Consider the following 20,525-nt stretch of genomic DNA (forward strand, 5'->3'; position numbering starts at 1 on the left):
AATTAGTAACCGCCGTTATTCAGATTATATTTTGGTTTTTCGTGTTTAATTCCTTTTACTGCTTCAGCAACATCAGCAGGCATGTATTCTTCATCATGCTTTGCTAACACTTCAAATGCTTCAATTACATTTGGTTCAATTAGCACACCCTGTGCAACAATACCCTGACCTTCTCGGAATAAATCTGGAAGAATACCGTGATAACGAATGGTTACTAATGGACCGGTATCAATCAGTTTAAACTCTACATCTAACGATTCTTCATTGCGCACAACTGAGCCTGGCACAACCATACCGCCAATGCGCAGTTTTTGACCGACAAATGGCTTCTCTTTATTAGGCCCTTTACCCTCAATTAGCTCGGATGGAGTATAAAATAGGTTGATGTTTTCTTGTAACGCGTAAAGCGTTAGGCCAATCGCCGAGCCGATACCCAAAAGCACCGCAATAATGGTAAACATACGTTTTTTACGTCTTGGATTCACAGCCCCTGCTCCTTCGCCTTTTTAATACGTGCTTCGCGCGCAATTTGCGATTTTACATCGTCTAAAATTTTGCCGTGAGTGCGTTTACTCGATATAAAAATACCTAATAAAATCACTGCACATGCCCCATATGAGAGCCAGACATAAAAGCCATAGCCACCCATCGCGAAAAATTCTGAAAGCGAGTTAAACTGCATTTTTACCTCCACTCACTAAATTACGCACCCAGGGGCGGTGCTTTTCTCTTTCTAAAATTTCATTCTTTAAGCGCATTAACACAATAACAGCCATTAAACATGCAAATGCTAAAATATTGATAAGCAAAGGATACAACATGCTGCTATCGATTGCTGAACCATCAAACTTGGTAATCGTTGAGCCTTGGTGCAAAGTATTCCACCACTCAACTGAGTAATGAATAATTGGCACATTAACCACACCAACCATAGCTAAGATACATGATGCACGACCTGCTGCACCTTTATCTTCAAAAGCGTGATAAAGCGCAATCACACCAATATATAAAAACAGTAAAATCAGCATGGTGGTTAAGCGTGCATCCCATACCCACCATGTACCCCACATAGGTTTACCCCATGCAGCACCAGTGATTAAGGCAATTGCGGCAACCGCTGCACCCACTGGAGCAATAGCAATTACGGCCAATTCAGCATTTCGGATCTGCCACACCATAGCAATAAATGCGGTAATCGCCATTGAGGTGTAAGCCCCCATTGACAATATGGCGGAAGGAACATGAATAAAGATAATTCGATAACTGTCTTTTTGTTGATAATCTGCTGGCGCATACGCAAGGCCCCATGTCCAGCCAACTATTAAACCAATCACAGCAACGACGGCAAAATACGGCATCAAAGTATTACAAACTTGATAAGCTTTTTCTGCTTTCGCATATGGATGTAACCACTTCCACATAACTAACTCACACTCACTTTTAAAGATGATGAAACGGCAAATGGCGCCAATACACTTGCACCCGCAAGAAGCGCCCCTAATATGGCTAATTGACCAGAGTAGTCAAGCGACATCGCCCCCGCGTCGATAGCGGATGTCGCAAAAATTAATACTGGAATATATAGTGGCAATACTAACAAGCTAAGTAGTACTCCCCCCTTTTGTAACCCAACCGTTAACGCCGCACCTATCGCCCCGATTAGGCTTAATAACGGTGTACCAATCAGTAGCGTTAACAAGGTCGCCGTTAACGCTTCACTTTCTAGGTTGAGCAGTAAAGCAAACATAGGGGTCATTAAAACCAAAGGTAACCCAGTTACAGTCCAATGTGCCGCTATCTTCGCCAACACAGTTAATGATGTCGGGAATGGGCTCAGCATCATTTGCTCTAACGTACCATCCACGTAGTCATCACGGAACATTTTATCTAAACCTAACATGGTAGACAGCAATGCAGCTACCCAAATTATGCCAGGTGCCATGCGCGCTAATAGATTAGGCTCAGGCCCAACGCCTAACGGAAATAAAGTAATCACAATAATAAAAAATAAAACAGGATTAATTATTTCTGAGCGCTGACGAAATGCTAACGTAAGGTCTTTTTTATAAATACTTGAAAATAAGCGCCAGTAAGAATCGTGAGTTTTCATTTAGAAACGGTACTCCAGTACTAAGCGCGACAGCTCCGGGAAATGTTCTGTAAGGTCTTGGTGGCTTGTTAATATAATCGCGCCACCTTGTGCTAAATGTTTTTTGAATTGTTGCTGTAACAGTACTACACCTTTTTTATCGACCGCAGTAAAGGGTTCATCTAGCATCCAAAGCTTTGCTTTGTTAAGCCAAAGGCGTGCAAGTGCAACACGGCGTTGCTGCCCAGCCGAAAGTAATCGGACTGGCACATCTTCAAGGCCAACTAGACCTAATTGCGCCAATACATCGAGAAGATCTTGTCGTGTTTCTAAACCATGAGTTTCTAGCCAAAAAGCCAGATTTTCAAGTGCGGTTAATTGCCCATTAACGCCAGTTTTATGGCCAATATAAAGTGTGTCGCAAGCAAATTGTAAATTGTCTTTTGCAATATCCACACCTTGCCACATCACTTTGCCAGATTCAGCACGTACAAAACCAGCTAAAATACGTAATAGCGAGGTTTTACCTGCACCATTTTGCCCTTCTAACTGGACAATTTGCCCTTGATGTAATTCAAAAGAGAGATCTTCAAACAAACATCTATCTTGCCGAACGCAGCAAATTGAATCTACTTTTAACAAGTTTAACTATCTCTCGACCTAAAATTGGGCATTAGTCTAACATAATGGTATTGTAAAACGTAATCTCCTCGACAAGAGAAATTGGCAATAGCTTGATTTAAAACAGATGACAGATATCCAATCTCTGCTAAATATTGTATCTACCCCAAGTAATGAGCTTGAGCAAAGCACGTTATCTCAACTTACGCAAAGCCAATTAACGCAGGTAAAACAGCTACAACAACTTTTACAACAACTGAATTTACCGCCTAAAGCAAGCCAACAACTTATTAGCGCATTAATGAAGGAGACTGTGAACGTTACTAACCTCTCTGTAACGGACAATAAATTATCTTTCACGCTATCACAATTAACACCAAAACTAGTTGAATTGACGATCCCTTCTCAGCCACTGCAATTACAAACAGATAAAGCACAACTGTCAGTGAAAACAAACTTGAGTGAACTTCTAATAAATCTGCCAAAACAGAGCATTAAGTTGCCACATCAAGTTATTTTTCAACTTTTTAAGCTTGCAACAAATAGTGCAGAAACAACGCAAGGCAAGTTTGCAATACCTGCCCAAATCACAAATTTAGATAAACATCTGTTGGTAAAGGCAAATCATGTGGCAATATCAGCCGAATTGCCTAAAAGTCTTGCAAGCTTAGTGAAACATCAGCAGCCGGCAATTATTGAAGTTGAGAGTAAACGCGAGCAATTAAGTTTAAATATTAAACTTGATAAGCACAGCCAACCGGTGCAATCACAAGTATTACCAATTAAAAAGGCTATCGAGCTTGTAAAACTGCAATCACCTCTTTTACAGTTTGATGCGAAGAAGACACCTGCACTTAGTATTAATAACAGCCCTGTAGTACTAACAAATATCCCCCAAGTTATCACAAATCAAAAGCTTACATTTAATCTTAATAACCTAGGTGATAAAGCAGTATTAAATCTGCCATCGCAAGTATTTAAGGTAGCGCTCAACACCTCTCAATCCCCATTAAAAATTGCACCGCGAGAATTGATTTCTGCGCCTCAATTAGCAGTAAAAGAACTGCCAATCATAAATAGTGTGAACGCGACGCAAAAAAGCTTTAGCCAATCAGTTATAGCACCAATGTTAGCAAGTATTAAAGCCGTTTTGTTTGAACGAAGTATCACGCTAAATCATGCAACTAAAGGGAGTGTAAATTTGCCAAAGCTTGATATAACAAACACTCTACAAATAGCTGATTCTTCTATAAAGCAGGATGTTACACCTTCAAAATTACCATTATTAACAGCAATTTCCGAAAGCCAGCAAAAAGCAGCAGTTTATAGCAGACCAGTTAGAGCAGCTTTACTACAGCATCAAGACACAGATAATTCAAAAGGAGATATAACGACTCGCGTTAAAGCCAATGTCGATATAGCAAAACCAACCCAATTATCGTTAGAAGCAATTGCAAAGCAAAACCCTTTGCATACCTTAGCGACACAACTTAATAAAACAGCAGCATCTCCTCTATTGCCCGAAGCATTAACCAAATTGGTTAATTCAGCCTTCAGTAGGATGATAAATGAGTCAACAGCCTTGCAACCCGTTGTGATGCAAATAAAATCAATCATTGCACCAGCACAAATTACGCAATTTGACTCCTTGCAAACACCCATTGGTATAATTGAACACGCTAAGATTTCCCTTGCCGCAAATGGTTTATTACAACAAAACAATCTCGTGAGCGAACAGCAAGGAAAGTTAGAAAATTTACTGCCATTATTGCTCAGCTTAACAAAGGGATTACAGAATAAAAAAGAAAGTAAGTCACTTAAGGGACAGTTAACACTGCCGGGTGCTTTACAAAAAAGCTTGAGTGACAACTTAACGTCACTGCAAAAAAACTTACAAGGCACTTTTCAGTCAAGTTCACAGCAAGCCTCAAATAATGAACAGCCCCTAGTAAATATCCAATTTGCTTTACCACAACAACAAACAGAAAAACTTACCACGACGCCAATTACCATCGAGCAAGAACAGCGTAAAATGAGTAATGGTGAGGTTGTTTCTATTTGGCATATAAACTTGGCATTTGAAATTGAGAATTACATTTTAAATATTGGAGCAGAGCTTAATAAACAGCAGTTAGCACTAAATTTTAGCTCTGACAGCGCAGCACTAATAAACAAAGCAAAAACGCAAGCACAGTTACTTGAACAAAAGTTAACGCAGCATGGTATTGAAATTTTAAGCAGCGAGTTTAACTTAACTGAGCAGCATCAGCTTAAGACCCGCTCTGGCATAGTGAATATTAAGGTTTAATATGACAACACAAAAATCAGCAATAGGCCTTTTCTATGATGGGCAAGGCGCACCTGAAGTAAGCAGTAAGGGCTTCGATGAGTTAGCCGAGCACATTATTCAGTATGCAAAAGACAACGATATTTTATTACATCAAGATGCAGCATTAGCAACTAGCTTAGCTAACCTAGAAATTGGTCAGCAAATTCCTGAAGAGCTGTATTATGTGATTGCTGAATTGATTGCGTTTTCTTATGTATTACAAGGTAAATTTCCACCAGGGTGGCAGGCGTTACATAACAAATTGGATGTAAAAGCCTAGAAAATTTTGACCTTTTCGGTCTAATCACTAGGCTTTAATTTGGCATGTTACCCTTCTTTTTGGTGAAGCGTAAAAAGTAGTTCGGCTTCTGCTCGCGGTAATTCACATTCGCGAATAACTTCCTCGATGTCAGCGCCTAACTCAATCATCTTAACTGCACGAGAATAAATTTTTGATTCTGGATCAGCAAGTTGAATATCTTGCTGTTTTTGCTTTAGCTCTTGTGCTTCTGATTGTAGCTCCATTACATGTTTACCAATTTTAAGTAAACCTGAACGGATCTCTTCTATTTCATTTTTATTAATTGTTTGTTGTTTTACTAATTGTGACTCGCTGTCTTTGTGTGTTTTTTGTACCTGCTTTAAGCGTGACAAAGCGCTAAACGCAATCATGCAGGCACAAATTGCAACACACAGAGCAACTATCGAGATAATCTGCCAAATCATTAGAAATTACTTAGCTCATCCCACTCTTCATCGCTTAGTAACTTATTCAAATCAACTAAGATTAGTAACTCACCATCACGGTTAGAAACACCTTGAATAAATTTCGCACTTTCTTCTGTACCGATGTTTGGCGCACTGTCAATTTCTGAACTGCGTAAGTAAACTACTTCGGCAACGCTATCAACCAAAATACCAATCACTTGTTTTTCTGCTTCAATAATCACAATACGTGAATTATCGGTAACTTCAGCACTGTTTAAGCCAAAACGTGTGCGTGTATCAATAACCGTTACAACGTTACCGCGTAAGTTGATAATACCCAGTACATAAACAGGAGCACCCGGTACCGGAGCAATTTCACTATAACGAAGCACTTCTTGTACTTGCATTACATTGATACCGTACGTTTCATCTCCTAAGTGAAACGTCACCCATTGCAAAACTTCATCATTCACGTCGGCTGCATTTGACGAAAGAACTCTTTCTTCACTCATTTTTTAGCTCCTATCCAATGTGGATATGTGTTAACTGCGACTAACTTAACGATATTGCATTACGCATTATCGTCTTGGCTATCTAAACCTTGATCTAACAATTCAGTCATTGCCGATACATTAATTAAAGCACACATTTTCTCTTTAATTAATCCGGCAAGCCATGGCCTGCGGCCAGCTTTATCACGCCATTTAATATCTTGGTGCGATAAACTAACATTATCGATTAAACGCTCGGCTAACAGCCCCCAGTTAGATTCACCTAACATTATAAGATACTGATAGTTTAGCGCTTCTTCTAACTTTTTGTTATATTTTTCTGGCATTACCCAACGCGCTGAATCAACAACATTGAGTTTTTCTTCACGGTGTAACATTACACCTTTAAACCAGACTGGCTTGCCAAACAGTTGATTTATTTCACCTAATTGATAAATTCCACCAAGAGATTTAAGTGGAACCGCAAGTGTTAGGCCTGCAACTTCAAAATAAAGTGCTTGGAATTCATCGGCATTAAAGCTCTCATCTTGAGTACGAAGTGGTGGTAATGCGACTTCAACCGCTTCGACGAATTCGCTACTAGTAACTTCTTCAATAATGGGCTTAGCAGGTGCTACCGGTGCTTTAATAGGTTGCGCAATTGACTTTTGATGCTCTGCCGCTTTAACTTCAACATCGCTCAATAGATTTTCAACAGGGCTTACAATATTTTCAGATGACTCTTCTTGTAACAGCGCATCTAAATATTGTTTCATGACCTTTTCATTAGCAAATAACTGCTTAGTCATCCCTTGCCCCTTCTAAGTGCTCAAGCAATGACGTGTATGCAAATACCCCTCGAGATTTAGGGCAGTATTGATGCGGCGCTTGCATAGCAAGACTTGCATCTCTTAACTTAGTATCTACTGGCACAACACCAGGCCAGACTTTCTCACCATATAAGGCGCGTAACTTTTTATACGCTTCTAAGGAAGCTTTTGTGCGTTTATCATACATGGTTGGCACAATGGTGAAGTTATAAGATTTATTCTGCGAACTTTGCATTAACTCCATGGTTCGCATCATGCGATCTAAGCCTTTAAGGGCTAAAAACTCTGTTTGCACAGGAATTAAAACGCGATTACATGCAGCAAGGGCATTCACCATCAGCACCCCAAGCACAGGCGGGCAATCGAGAATTGCAATATCATATTCATCACTTATTTTATCAAGGGCATTGCGTAAAATAAGCCCCATACCGCTTTTTTTACCAAGGCTTCTATCGAGAGTGGCAATGGCCATTGTCGCTGGAAGAATATCTAAGTTATCAACGCCTGAAGGACATAAAGACTGCAAAATTTCTTCCCGAGCCATTGCTTTGCCACGTGTAAAAATATCAAATACGCTAACTTCTAGCTCTTCAGAATCAATACCGAAATAATAGGTCAAGGATGCATGTGGGTCGGTATCTATCAGCAAAACACGCTTTCCTCGCGAAGCAAGTAAGCCTCCCAAGGTCACTGTTGTGGTGGTTTTACCTACACCACCTTTTTGGTTTGCTACCGTCCAAATTTTCAATTCAGTACCTATTGTTGTTCTTGTTCTCTGGTTGTAATGCGGATCCCGCCATTTGGCAATTGGATTACCTTAAGTGTATCGTCTTGAGTTGCTTGTTGCTTTAATTTTTCAATTTGTAATTCTGTATTCTTAGCCGATGCATTTTGTGATTCAGCTTCATCATTTTCTGGCAGCGCATATTTCGAAATAGCAATCACAACCTTACGGTTTTGCTGACGACCCTCTTCTGTCTCATTATCACTAAACGGTGAATGCTGCCCATACCCTTCAATTGCCATTCTTGCAGAAGTCACTCCGAGGTATTCCAACCACACAAGTACCTCAGTTGCTCTTGCAACAGACAAATGCCAATTAGAGCGAAAAATTTCATTGTTTATAGGTAAGTTATCGGTATAGCCACGAATTCTTAAGTAGTTACGATTAGCTGTTAAAATTGGTAACAATGACCTTAGAACATCTCTAGCACGCTCAGTAGCAACTGCGCTACCACTAGCAAATAATAAACTTGAGCTTAATTCTATTGTAAGCCAATCCATATCTTTTTCTAAAAGGGCTTGCCCTGTTTCTAACTCATCAGATATGGCCTTTTTAAGTTCATCTTCTAATGAATCAAGTGGCTGACCTAAATATTTTTGTGTTAGGTTGCTTAGTTCTCCACGCCCATCGACAATTTCAGGTCCTTTTTCTTCATTTACAATACTAATGCCATGCAAATTACTATCAACATTCGGTTCGTTACCATTTAATAACCCTTCGCCTGTTACACCCGTACCATCAGCTTTGACAAATTTGTCGTTAGATTTAAAAACATGAGAAATGGTATCGGATAACACTGAGAACTTTTCTTCTTCAATTATCGCCATTGCATACATTACCACAAACAAGGCAAACATCAGCGTCATATAATCGGCATACGAGACTAACCATCTGTGGCTGCTATCGTTGTGCTCTGGCTTTTTTAATTGCTTAAACCGCGCCATAAAGATTACCGAAACAATGAACTATTATTTTTTTCTATTAAATACGCCGATAACTTTTGTTCAATCAAATTAGGCGAATCGCCTTGTAAAATACAATACATCCCCTCTGCAAGCATTTGGTGGTAACGACAATGCTCATCAACTAAATTTGCCAGTTTATTGGCTATCGGAATATAAATTAGGTTTGCAAAACCAACACCATAAATTGTCGCCACAAATGCTGTTGCAATGCCTGCACCTAACATATCCGGCTGCTGTATAAAATTCATAGCCTGAATTAAACCAAGTACAGCACCTAATATTCCGAGTGTCGGGCTATATCCACCCATTGCATGATAAACTTGACTGGATTCGTGAAGAGCATGGCGTCTTTGCAAAATTTCATTTTCCATAGTGTCAAAAAACTGTTGCTCTTCACTGCCATCAACAAGAAGGTTCAAACCTTTAGAGACAAAATAATCTTTCTCATCTATGGCTAAATTCTCAAGAGAAAGATAGCCATCATGACGGACTTTAGCCGCCCAACTTTTTACCTGTTCAATGCCTTTTTGAAAATCATGCATTGGCGGTTTAAACACCCAAGGTAACATTTTAATAGCAGTGGAAAATTGGTATTTCGTAGCTTGTAGCATCACTGCGCCAATCGTACCACCAAATACTATGATAAACGCTGAAAGATCAAATAAATTACCCAGTACACCACCTTCAATAGTGTACCCAAGCGCAATTGCTACAAACGCTAAAATTGCGCCAAAAATGGCGAGTTTATCCACAACTTATTTCCGTATTGATGTGTTTTGCAACGTCTTCAAGCGCAATACTTTTCTCGCTTAAGCCAGCACTGGCTACCGCTTGAGGCATACCATAAACAACACAACTTGCTTCATCTTGCGCCCAAATTTTTGAGCCTGCCTGTTTAAGTAAACGTGCACCGTCCCTGCCGTCTGCCCCCATACCAGTAAGTACAATAGCAAGCACAGCATCGCCAAAAATTTTTGCAGCACTTGCAAAAGTTATATCCACACTTGGCTTGTAAGTTACGCGAGCACTGTCATCTTCATAAATTCGAAGCTTTTGACTAAAGCGACTCCAGGTTTCAGTAAATCACCATTTTCAGCTTCTTTTACACTTATTTTACACAATGTATCTAAACGCTGTGCAAACGCAGGGGTAAACGCGCCCGGCATATGTTGTATTAACAATATTGGGTGAGGAAAATTAGCGGGTAATTGAGTAAGTACTTTTTGTAAAGCGACAGGCCCGCCTGTAGAGGTGCCAATTGCCATTAATTTATATTTTTTACCAGACGCTTTAGGCCTTTCTGATGACGTTGTAGCCCGTGCATCTGCAACAGGCGTTCTTGCCGAGAAAGTTCTATCTGGCTGGCGAAGTGTCGAGGATGTTGTTCTTACAGCAGACGGTCTCGTTGTGCTACCACTCGGCGTTATTGCTCTTTGAGCTCGAAAGCCACCTACTCGACGACGACCAATTTCTTTAACTTTTTGTTGTAAAACTTGAGTTGCTTCTTCTTTATCGCGTGCAATATCTTCAAACTTTTTTGGTAAAAAATCCAAAGCACCGGCATCTAAGGCATCAAGGGTTGCACTAGCACCATCGTGTGTTAATGAAGAAAACATTAAAATTGGCGTTGGTGTTTGCTGCATAATCTGTTTAACAGCGCTAATACCATCCAGTACCGGCATTTCAATGTCCATTGTAATGACCGATGGCATTAATTCAGCGGCCTTTTCAACCGCTTCTTTACCATTATTTGCAGTACCAATCACTTCAATGTTGGGATCTTGATTCAAAATTTCGCTAACGCGACGGCGAAAGAAACTTGAATCATCTACAACTAATACCCTAATTGTCATTAAATGCTCACTTACTTTTTATTGCGACCTTGGCCTGCATAGTGCTTTAACAAGCTCGGAACATCCAGAATTAGCGCTATACCACCGTCTGAAGTAATCGTTGCTCCGGCCATACCAGGCGTGCCTTGTAGAAGCGCATCTAATGGCTTAATAACCACTTCTTCCTGACCAATCAGTGAATCTACCACAAAGCCCATTTGTTGAGTGCCAAGTTGCACAATAACAACATGTCCTTGTGAGCGTTTTTGCTCAGTACGGGGATTACGAAGTAACCATTTTTCTAGGTAAAATAACGGTATCGCTTTATCGCGAACGATAATAGTTAGTTGACCGTCAACTAAGTTCGTTTTTGTTAAATCTAAGTGGAAAATTTCATTCACACCAGCAAGTGGTAATGCGAAGGTCTGTTGACCAACCACCACCATTAACGTTGGTAGAATTGCTAGGGTTAGTGGTACTTTAATTTCAAGTACAGTGCCTTTACCTTTCTCAGATTCAATATTCACAGTACCGTTAAGTTGGGTGATCTTGGTCTTAACCACATCCATTCCCACACCACGGCCTGAAATATCTGAAATTTCTTCTTTTGTTGAGAAGCCTGGGGCAAAAATTAAGTTATAAGCTTCATTGTTAGAAAGTCTTGCCGCCTGATCAGCGTCAATCACACCTTTGCTAATAGCAATGCTCTTTAATTTTTCCGCATCCATACCTGCACCATCATCTTCGATGGTTAGTAGAATATGATCGCCTTCTTGTGATGCTGAAAGAGTCACTGTACCTGTTCTTGGTTTTCCTGCAGCTTCACGGTCATCCGGCATTTCAATGCCGTGATCTACTGAATTTCGAACTAAATGCACAAGTGGATCTGCAAGTGCTTCCACTAAGTTTTTATCAAGGTCTGTTTCTTCACCAACTAATTGTAAATTGATTTCTTTTTTCAAGCTTCGAGCTAAGTCACGCACAACGCGAGGAAAACGACCAAATACCTTTTTAATTGGTTGCATGCGCGTTTTCATTACTGCGCCTTGCAAATCTGCAGTAACCACATCCAAGTTAGAAATCGCTTTGCCCATGCTCTCGTTGCTAACATTAGCACCTAAGCTAACTAAACGATTACGCACAAGTACCAGTTCACCGACCATATTCATTATCTGGTCAAGACGTTTGGTATCGACTCGAACAGTGGTTTCAGCTGGCGGAGCTGCTGGTTTTGCAGGCGCTTTTGGTATCGACTCGAACAGTGGTTTCAGCTGGCGGAGCTGCTGGTTTTGCAGGCGCTTTATTCGCAGCTGGTGCAGGAGCACTTGCTGCCGATTTTGCTGGTGCAGCAGGCGCTGGCGCGGCAACAGACTTAGCTGGTTCTGGTTTTGCTTTCTGAGGTGGAGCTGTTGGTTTTGACTCAACAGGTGTTGCTACAGCCTCAGTATTGAAGGAATTTTCACTGGCTTTTGGTGCACTACCTTTGCCATGCAGTTCATCAAGTAATGCTTCAAACTCATCTTCGGTGATGTCTTCATCATCACCACTCGCGGCAACCGGTGCAGGTGAAGCTGGCGTTTCAACTTGATTAGTTGGCGCAGAGCTAGATGCTTCTTCTGCAGCACCTCCAAACGAACCTGCACCGTGCAGCTCATCTAAAAGGCTTTCAAATTCATCGTCTGTGATTTCATCAGAATCTGAACTTGGTGAATCCGGGTTTGATGTAGCTGCTGGGCCATTTCCTGAACCATGAAGCTCATCAAGCAAACTCTCAAATTCTTCTTCAGTAATGTCATCAACACTGCCTGAACCATCTAATGAACTTGTGTCATCAGCATCAAATAAAATATCATCAAAGGGATCTTCTTCGATTGCCTCAGGTGCAGATTCTTCTACGACTGGAACAGGCTCTTCTGCTACAACAGCTTGCGCTTCATCAGCACTTTCTGGCTGGCTTAAACGGTGCAATTCGGCAAGTAACTGAGGATCTGCAGGGTCCGGTTGAGCACGATTTTGAATGTGAGCAAACATTTCATTAATAGTGTCAAGTGCTTGCAAAATCACATCCATTAATTCAGGAGTAACTCTGCGTTTGCCTTGGCGTAATACATCGAAAATATTTTCCGCACCGTGACAGGCATCAACCAATTCTGTCATTGAGAGGAAACCTGCCCCCCCTTTAACGGTATGAAAGCCCCTAAATATTGCATTCAGTAGGTCAGCATCTTCTGGATTATTTTCCAATTCAACCAACTGTTCTGAGAGCAACTCTAAGATTTCACCGGCTTCGACTAAAAAGTCTTGTAAAATATCTTCATCGACATCAAAGCTCATGCATTTTTCTCCGATTAGAAGCCCAAACTAGATAATAGATCGTCTACTTCATCTTGACCTGAAACCACATCTTCACGGGTTTCAGCATTTATAATTGGGCCTTCAGCTACTTGGTCTAATTCACCATCAGCAACCATTTGTTGTTCTTGTTGTAATGTCGTCTCAGGTGATTCTGTATGTTCAACAGGTGAACCAAACACCGTCAACATATGAATCAGACTATCTTCGACTTCGCGCACTAGCTCTATTACGCGACGAATAACTTGACCAGTTAAATCCTGATACCCTTGAGCCATCAGTACTTCGGTCATTAAACTATTCAATTCATCCGAGTTAGACTTTGCTTCTTCCATAAAGCCATTTAACTCATGACACAATACCTTAAACTCACCTACTTTGAGGTCTCGAGTCATTAATTTATCCCATTTGGGTTTAATGTTATTGAGGCCAGTTTGGAGTTTATCGGCAATTGGCAGAGAAGCTTCAACTGCATCCATAGTTGTGTTTGCAGCTTGTTCTGTCATTTCCATCACATAATTAAGACGCTCTTTAGCATCAGGGATGGACTCGTTTGTTAACGCCGACAACGTAGTATCTAATTGAAAGTTTTTTAATGAATCATGAAGTTGACGAGTTAGCTTTCCTACCTCACCAAATAATTCATCTTGCTCAATTGCCGTAACTTGCTTTAACAGCTCTTGCGCTTGTTGTTGTTCACCATTTTCAAGAAACGCAACGAGCTGTTTAGCTTGTTCTAAGGTAATTTGAGGCGCAGCACTTGCTGACATGAACCTCTCCTTCCCAATTAGCCTAAACGCTCAAAAACTTTATCAAGCTTAGTTTTTAGCGTTGCTGCAGTGAATGGTTTAACAATGTACCCGTTAACACCGGCTTGTGCGGCAGCAATAATTTGTTCTTTCTTAGCTTCTGCTGTCACCATTAACACAGGAATATGTTTAAGGCTGTCGTCCGCGCGAATTGCACGTAACAAGTCAATACCTTGCATACCTGGCATGTTCCAATCCGTAACTACAAAGTCAAATTCTTGATTTTGTAACATCGGCAACGCAGTGCTTCCATCGTCCGCCTCTTGTACGTTTGTGAAACCAAGATCTCTTAACAGGTTTTTAATGATTCTTCTCATCGTTGAAAAGTCGTCAACTACAAGAATTTTCATGTTTTTATCCAAAATATCCTCCAGTGAGGTATGCACCTAATTGTTTACTTACTACTTTTATTCTATATCCAGTCATGGATTTTTGCTTTAAGGCGCACCATGGCCTGACTATGTATTTGGCTAACTCTTGATTCACTCACCTCAAGAATCAAACCGATTTCTTTTAAATTCATTTCGTCATTGTAGTAAAGCGACAGCACTAACGCTTCTCTTTCTGGTAAGGTTTGTATTGCCGTTACCAATGCTTTATTAAATTTATCTTGTTGAATATCAACTAATGGATTTTGCTCATTGTTACCAAGGCCAGCATCGATTACATCTTCATCAACACCTAAGTCCTCGATGCCAATAATCTTACCATTACTTATATCCCTAAGAATATGATGGTACTCATCTATCGTAATATCAAGTTTTTCAGCAACTTCACTATCTTTTGGTTCACGACCTAGTTCGGCTTCTAACTTATTAATGGCTGCAGCAACCTCTCGAGCATTTTTATGCACAGAGCGCGGCACCCAGTCCCCTTTACGGGTTTCATCTATAATTGCACCGCGAATGCGAATACCAGCATAGGTTTCAAAGCTTGCACCCTTAGTGCCGTCAAAATTCTTTGCAGCTTCTATCAGGCCTATCATGCCAGCTTGAATTAAGTCTTCAACAATCACACTCGCAGGTAAGCGCGCAAGAATATGATAGGCAATGCGTTTAACCAACGGCGTATGCTGTTCAACAAGATGAGATAATTGATTCTGGCTAGCATAGGCAGTGGTTCGTTTCATAGGCATTCCTAGTTGCTAACCAGTTTCTCGATAAAAAACTCAAGATGTCCCGACGGCTGATTCGGAACTGGCCAAGTCGCAGCCTTGCTTGCTAATGCTTTAAAAGCAATTGCCGCAGGTGATTTAGGAAATACATCTACAATGGTTTTTTGTTTACGAATCGCTTTACGAATATTTTCATCAAATGGCACTGTTGCCACTAATTCAAGTGAGACATCTAAAAATCTATCAGTGACTTTTGATAACTTGGCAAACAGTTCCTGGCCTTCCTTCAAGCTGCGCACCATATTTGCTACAATTTTAAACTTGTAAACGCCATGCTCACGGCTTAAGACTTTAATCAATGCGTAGGCATCCGTAATCGAAGTTGGTTCATCACACACAACAACAAGCACATCTTGAGATGCACGCGAAAAGCTAAGCACCATATCTGAAATACCTGCAGCTGTATCAACTACCAGCACATCGTAGTGAGAGTCTAATTCACCAAATGCACGAATAAGTCCTGCATGTTCAGAAGGTGTTAGTTCAACCATATTTTGTGAACCTGAAGTAGCAGGCACAATTTTTACGCCATAAGGACCTTCTACTAAGATGTCTTCAAGGTCACATTCACCAGATAACACGTGTGATAAGTTTCGCTCTACACGTAAGCCAAGCATCACATCGCAGTTTGCTAAACCCAAATCGGCATCCAGTACCAGTACTTTTTGGCCTTGCTGAGACATGGCGATTGCCATGTTTAGAGAAACATTGGTTTTACCAACTCCCCCTTTACCTCCAGTTACCGCAATTACTTTTACAGCCTTGTTATTGTTTGTCATTTTCCGCAGGCCACTAGCTTGATCTAATTCTGGGTTAATCATACATTCCTACTGCTTGATGCGCCATGCCTGATGCACGTCTTGCTTGCGCGTTTGTTCGTTTTGCATACAACTGCTGAGCTTTGCTGACCAATTTTTCCGCATTTGCTACACGGATGTCCTCTGGTACACGTTGACCATTGGTAAGATAGCCTATTGGCAGTCGATTTTGAATGGCTACACTGATAATTTCACCTAAACTTAGACATTCATCAAGTTTTGTGAAGATACAACCACTTAACTGTACCTGTTTGAACTGCTTAATAGCTTCCTGCTGTACCTCTAATTGTGCCGTAGCACTTAAAACAAGGTAGCTTCTAATATCAACTCGACTATTTCGCATTAATGTATTCAGTTGCTCAGTCAAACGCAAGTCCCGTTGGCTCATTCCTGCTGTATCAATTAATACTAGACGTTTATTTCTTAAATGATAAAGAATTTCAGTGAGTTCTTCTGCATTTTTAACCTGTTTAACAGGACAGCCAATAATGCGACCATAAGTCGATAATTGTTCATATGCACCAATACGATAGGTATCCGTTGTGATCAATGCAATATTATTGGCGCCAAACTTTTGCGCGCCAAGCGCTGCAAGTTTTGCCACTGTCGTTGTTTTACCAACACCCGTTGGGCCAACCAAGGCATACACACCACCGCGACGTAAAATTTCATTATTTGCGGTGTAAAGTTGCTTACTTAGCATATTGAGTGTTTCTTGCCATGCTTGACGCGGTGCAACGTCATCGGGAATAAAACACGCTAATTGGTCTGCAACAGCTTCACTAATACCCATCCCTTTTAGACGATCAAGTAATAACGCTCTAGTTGGGTCGCGACGTGCCATATCTTCATTCATCAAGCCAGAAAGCTGGTGCTCTAGTAACTGTCTAATAGAGGCCATTTCATCACGCATTGCTTGCATTTCGTGTGCAGCTTGTGGCTCTGAATTCATCGTTGCAGGTTGTTTTGTTTGATTAAACCCATTAAATGACTCTTCTTGAGCAGAAGTAAGTTTATCTTCATCAAACCAATTATGAGGTTGCTTTGGTTCAGGTGCTTTATCAAATTGAGGTGATTTTTTCGCTTGGCGTTCAAGTAGTGCCGATAAACTATCTGCTACCACTGCTTGCTTTTCAGGCTTTGCCATTTGCGGTTTAGGTTTTACAAACTGACTGTTAAATCTCGGCTTTTCTTCCGAAAGTTTTGGTGAAACAGGTGCACTTTGTACCGTTTTTTCATAATCAACAGCAGCCACAATTTCAATGCCATCAGCCATACGTTTGTTTGACATGATCACCGCATCTGGGCCTAATTCATGCTTTACTTCATTTAATGCTGTACGCATATCTTTTGCAAAAAAACGTTTAATTTTCATGTCAAACCTCACCTTGTCTTATTACTGTTGACCAACCGAGCAAACTATTTTTATTTGTTTTTCTTCAGGTACTTCCTGATATGACATCACACGCAGTCCTGGTAGGCTGTGTTTCACAAATCGTGATAACACACTGCGCAGCATACCCGATGTCAACAGTATTGAAGGTTCACCAGCCATTTCTTGGTTTTGATGGGCATCGCCGAGAGAGTTTTGAAGTCTTTCTGCAAGCCCTGGCTCAATGCCAGCACCTTCATCACCTGCACTTTGAAGTGACTGATGCAACATCTGTTCCAACTCAGGCGCCAATGTAATGACAGGAATTTCAGGGGCGTTGCCAGCAACGTCTTGAACAATTAAACGACGTAGCGAAATACGCACTGCAGCCGTTAATACATCTGGGTCTTGGCTGCGCGGTCCATACTCAACCAAGGTTTGAACAATAGAGCGCATATCGCGAATTGGCACACCTTCGTTCAACAAGTTTTGCAGCACTTTTACAATGGTAGTAAGCGGTAAAATGTCTGGTACAAGCCCTTCAATTAGACGTGGGTGAGATTTGCCCAACATATCTAATAAGTTTTGCACTTCTTCATGCCCAATTAATAATGCGGCGTGGTTGTGAAGCAGTTGAGAAATGTGAGTAGCAACCACGGTTGCAGCATCAACTACAGTGTAACCTAATGATTGCGCTTCATCTTTTTGCTCTGGTGCAATCCATACTGCATCTAAACCAAACGCAGGATCTTTTGTCGCAACACCTTTAACTTCGCCAAAAACTTGTCCCGGATTAATTGCTAATTCATTGTTATGCTTTAACTCACCATGACCGCTCGATACGCCCATTAAGGTTATGCGGTATTCATTTGGATCAAGCTCTAGGTTGTCACGAATATGCACAGGAGGTACTAAAAAGCCTAATTCTTGCGATAGTTTTTTACGCACACCCTTAATTCGACTAAGTAGCTCACCACCTTGAGATTGGTCAACTAACGGAATTAAGCGGTATCCAACTTCAAGACCAATTACATCTACTTGCTGTACATCATCCCAACCAAGTTCTTTTTGTTCAATTTGCGCTTGTTCTTGATTCGGCGATTTACCTTTGGCTTGTTGCTGTGCTTCATCTTCTGCTTTTTGCGTTTTAATGCGTTGATTCCAGTAGGCGATACCGCCAATTAAAAATCCTAAACCTAAGAATGCCACTTTTGGCATACCTGGCACTAACCCCATTACGATTAAAATACCAGCCGAAATATAAAGCGCTTTATCATTACCAAGTTGAGCATGGAATTGTTCGCCCATATTTTGAGATTCATTTTGACGTGTCACTACAATCGCGGTACCAATTGATAATAGTAACGAAGGTAATTGAGCAACAAGACCGTCACCAATGGTCAACAGTGTATAAACTTCCATTGCACGGCTAAAAGATAAGTCGTGTTGGATCATGCCTATAAACAAGCCACCAATAATATTGATCACCAAGATGATGATACCTGCGATAGCATCACCTTTAACGAATTTACTCGCACCATCCATCGAACCGTAGAAATCAGCCTCTCGGGTCACTTCGGTGCGACGTTCACGCGCTTGTTCAGCTGTGATAAAGCCCGCATTCAAATCCGCGTCAATTGCCATTTGTTTACCAGGCATTGCATCTAATGTAAAACGTGCTGAAACTTCTGAAATACGGCCTGCACCTTTGGTTATTACCACAAAGTTGATAATAATTAGAATTAAAAACACCACTAAACCAACAGCGTAATTACCACCGATAACTACCGAGCCGAATGCTTCAATCACTTTACCTGCAGCATCACCGCCCTCATGACCTTCAAGTAAAACCACCCGCGTACTTGCCACATTAAGCGCTAGGCGCAATATAGTTGCTATCAGCAGCACGGTTGGGAAAATACCAAAATCGAGAGGCTTAAGTGTGTACAAAGTTATGAGTAGTACTACTAACGAGAGTGCAATATTAAATGAGAATAAAATATCGAGCAGAAATGCAGGCATAGGCAAAACGACCATACCGAGAGCCGCAAGAACAAGAATAGGTGTTCCTATACCTTTTAAGTAATCTGATTTATTCGCATTAAGTTGATTTAACGTGGCTTTGAAGTCCATACAACAGCTATTCAAAATATTGACACTGGTATAGCTAAAGCAAATTATGTTCCAACTAACTTAAAATTATAACTTATTGATTAGTATTTAAAATCTTCAGGTATAGGTAGGTTTTTAGCTAATTTCTCAGGGCGTTTACCACGGCCCTTATTAAATTGTTTTAATTGATATACATAAGCAAGTACTTGTGCCACGGCAACAAATAACTGCTCAGGTATTTGCTGTCCAATTTCGCCTGTATGGTAAAGCGAACGCGCAAGTAGAGGGGATTCAACTATTGGCACTTCATAACGGTCTGCAATTTTACGAATTTGTAGCGCGATTTCGTCACCACCAATAGCAATCACAATTGGCGCACCAGCCTTTTCAGTATCATATTTAAGTGCGACTGCGTAATGAGTTGGGTTGGTGACAACAACATCTGCATCTGGCACATCTTGCATCATTCTGCGCTGTGACATTTCACGTTGAGTACGGCGAATACGCGCCTTAATTTGCGGATCACCTTCGCTGTTTTTGTATTCGTCCTTCACCTCTTGCAAAGTCATTTTTAGCTGTTCGTTATGGTTCCACTTCTGAAAGGGGGCATCTATTGCAGCAATTATAATTAACGTCATTGCTAATGCAAAAAACATCCAGGCAAGGATCCATAGAGCATGTTCAATATTTCCGGGGACAGCTTCTAAACTCAGCGTTAAAATCTCTGGGAAATACCCTTTAATTAAATAAACAGCAACCGTTGCAATAAGGCCAAACTTGAGTAATGCTTTTACAAGTTCAATGGCTGCCTGTTTACCAAACATCCTTGCAAAACCCTTGATTGGCGACATTTTACTAGCTTTAGGAGCAGCAGCCTCCCAGCTAAAATTAAAGCCTCCCAAAAAGGTGTTACCAATTACACCAGCGACTAATAAACATAACACAAACATCGTCATGCCATACCAAAGCTCACTGGCAATTTCGCCCCAAACTGAGAACATTTTTGTAGTGTCATACACTTCATTACGGTTAAGCGATAGTAATCGCCCCATCACATTATAAAGGCCAACAGCTATGTCTTTACCGAAGAGTAAAAAGCTAACAGCTGCAGTTACCAATACAAATGTGGTACCTGTTTCTTTTGAACGTGCCACCTGCCCTTTTTTAGCTGCATCAGCTAATTTTTTGGCGGTCGGTTCTTCGGTGCGTTCTTGATCTGAGCCTTCTGCCATAATAACT

The 20,525-nt window shown here is 40.9% G+C and carries 20 protein-coding genes and 2 pseudogenes; 2 read left to right on the forward strand and 20 right to left on the reverse strand.

What is annotated here, in order from left to right:
- Positions 1–2: 2 nt before the first annotated feature.
- The 5 genes from ccmE to ccmA are packed head-to-tail and all read right to left on the reverse strand — an operon-like array spanning position 3 to position 2,731.
- Positions 3–485, reverse strand: a complete 483-nt coding sequence (gene ccmE, locus ON073_RS03785; protein ID WP_010560552.1) for a cytochrome c maturation protein CcmE — start codon at positions 483–485, stop codon at positions 3–5.
- Positions 482–682, reverse strand: a complete 201-nt coding sequence (gene ccmD / locus ON073_RS03790) for a heme exporter protein CcmD (protein ID WP_274760539.1) — start codon at positions 680–682, stop codon at positions 482–484. Before ccmD ends, ccmE begins: the two co-directional genes overlap by 4 nt.
- Positions 672–1,421, reverse strand: a complete 750-nt coding sequence (locus ON073_RS03795; RefSeq protein WP_274760540.1) for a heme ABC transporter permease — start codon at positions 1,419–1,421, stop codon at positions 672–674. Before ON073_RS03795 ends, ccmD begins: the two co-directional genes overlap by 11 nt.
- A gap of 2 nt (positions 1,422–1,423) precedes the next feature.
- Positions 1,424–2,110: a heme exporter protein CcmB gene (gene ccmB, locus ON073_RS03800; protein WP_274760541.1), complete on the reverse strand. Its 687-nt coding sequence runs from the start codon at positions 2,108–2,110 to the stop codon at positions 1,424–1,426.
- Positions 2,111–2,731, reverse strand: a complete 621-nt coding sequence (gene ccmA, locus ON073_RS03805; protein WP_274760542.1) for a cytochrome c biogenesis heme-transporting ATPase CcmA — start codon at positions 2,729–2,731, stop codon at positions 2,111–2,113.
- 106 nt (positions 2,732–2,837) lie between these two features.
- Here ccmA and ON073_RS03810 point away from each other — a divergent pair, with 106 nt between their 5' ends.
- Both ON073_RS03810 and ON073_RS03815 read left to right on the forward strand, forming a co-directional pair.
- Complete coding sequence (locus ON073_RS03810) at positions 2,838–5,018, forward strand: hypothetical protein (RefSeq protein WP_274760543.1); 2,181 nt, start codon at positions 2,838–2,840, stop codon at positions 5,016–5,018.
- A 1-nt stretch (position 5,019) separates the two neighbouring features.
- Positions 5,020–5,319: an EscU/YscU/HrcU family type III secretion system export apparatus switch protein gene (locus tag ON073_RS03815; RefSeq protein ID WP_274760544.1), complete on the forward strand. Its 300-nt coding sequence runs from the start codon at positions 5,020–5,022 to the stop codon at positions 5,317–5,319.
- A gap of 47 nt (positions 5,320–5,366) precedes the next feature.
- Here ON073_RS03815 and ON073_RS03820 read toward each other — a convergent pair whose 3' ends face one another.
- The 15 genes and pseudogenes from ON073_RS03820 to flhB form a co-directional block, all read right to left on the reverse strand.
- On the reverse strand, positions 5,367–5,765 hold the full coding sequence (locus ON073_RS03820) for a DUF2802 domain-containing protein (protein WP_274760545.1): 399 nt from the start codon (positions 5,763–5,765) through the stop codon (positions 5,367–5,369).
- Positions 5,765–6,259 carry a chemotaxis protein CheW gene (locus ON073_RS03825; protein WP_274760546.1) on the reverse strand — a complete coding sequence of 165 codons (495 nt, stop codon included), beginning with the start codon at positions 6,257–6,259 and terminating at the stop codon, positions 5,765–5,767. The genes ON073_RS03820 and ON073_RS03825 overlap by 1 nt, the downstream gene beginning before the upstream one ends.
- Positions 6,260–6,318: 59 nt before the next feature.
- Complete coding sequence (locus ON073_RS03830) at positions 6,319–7,047, reverse strand: chemotaxis protein CheW (RefSeq protein WP_274760547.1); 729 nt, start codon at positions 7,045–7,047, stop codon at positions 6,319–6,321.
- Positions 7,040–7,816, reverse strand: coding sequence for a ParA family protein (locus ON073_RS03835; protein WP_274760548.1), 777 nt, complete (start codon positions 7,814–7,816; stop codon positions 7,040–7,042). Before ON073_RS03835 ends, ON073_RS03830 begins: the two co-directional genes overlap by 8 nt.
- 8 nt (positions 7,817–7,824) lie before the next feature.
- On the reverse strand, positions 7,825–8,796 hold the full coding sequence (locus ON073_RS03840) for a flagellar motor protein MotB (protein WP_274760549.1): 972 nt from the start codon (positions 8,794–8,796) through the stop codon (positions 7,825–7,827).
- Between the two features lie 5 nt (positions 8,797–8,801).
- Positions 8,802–9,569: a flagellar motor protein gene (locus ON073_RS03845; protein WP_274760550.1), complete on the reverse strand. Its 768-nt coding sequence runs from the start codon at positions 9,567–9,569 to the stop codon at positions 8,802–8,804.
- A pseudogene (locus ON073_RS03850) lies at positions 9,562–10,670 on the reverse strand (protein-glutamate methylesterase/protein-glutamine glutaminase). Before ON073_RS03850 ends, ON073_RS03845 begins: the two are co-directional and overlap by 8 nt.
- Positions 10,671–10,681: 11 nt before the next feature.
- Positions 10,682–12,983, reverse strand: a pseudogene (locus ON073_RS03855) (chemotaxis protein CheA).
- 14 nt (positions 12,984–12,997) lie between these two features.
- Entirely contained in the window at positions 12,998–13,771 is a 774-nt protein-coding gene (locus ON073_RS03860; protein WP_274760551.1) for a protein phosphatase CheZ, read from the reverse strand.
- A gap of 17 nt (positions 13,772–13,788) precedes the next feature.
- Positions 13,789–14,172, reverse strand: coding sequence for a chemotaxis response regulator CheY (gene cheY, locus ON073_RS03865; protein ID WP_010560568.1), 384 nt, complete (start codon positions 14,170–14,172; stop codon positions 13,789–13,791).
- A gap of 50 nt (positions 14,173–14,222) precedes the next feature.
- Positions 14,223–14,939, reverse strand: a complete 717-nt coding sequence (locus ON073_RS03870) for an RNA polymerase sigma factor FliA (RefSeq protein ID WP_274760552.1) — start codon at positions 14,937–14,939, stop codon at positions 14,223–14,225.
- Between the two features lie 8 nt (positions 14,940–14,947).
- Positions 14,948–15,805: a MinD/ParA family protein gene (locus ON073_RS03875; protein WP_274760553.1), complete on the reverse strand. Its 858-nt coding sequence runs from the start codon at positions 15,803–15,805 to the stop codon at positions 14,948–14,950.
- Positions 15,798–17,177, reverse strand: a complete 1,380-nt coding sequence (flhF, locus tag ON073_RS03880) for a flagellar biosynthesis protein FlhF (RefSeq protein WP_274760554.1) — start codon at positions 17,175–17,177, stop codon at positions 15,798–15,800. The genes ON073_RS03875 and flhF overlap by 8 nt, the downstream gene beginning before the upstream one ends.
- Before the next feature lie 21 nt (positions 17,178–17,198).
- Positions 17,199–19,307 (reverse strand): flagellar biosynthesis protein FlhA, encoded by a 2,109-nt coding sequence (gene flhA / locus ON073_RS03885; protein ID WP_274760555.1) that lies wholly within the window; start codon positions 19,305–19,307, stop codon positions 17,199–17,201.
- Between the two features lie 80 nt (positions 19,308–19,387).
- The gene (gene flhB / locus ON073_RS03890; RefSeq protein ID WP_274760556.1) at positions 19,388–20,518 is read right to left on the reverse strand and encodes a flagellar biosynthesis protein FlhB; all 1,131 of its coding nucleotides are present in this window, start codon (positions 20,516–20,518) and stop codon (positions 19,388–19,390) included.
- Between the last annotated feature and the right edge of the window lie 7 nt (positions 20,519–20,525).

Source organism: Pseudoalteromonas sp. G4, from assembly GCF_028875915.1.
GTDB lineage: Bacteria > Pseudomonadota > Gammaproteobacteria > Enterobacterales > Alteromonadaceae > Pseudoalteromonas.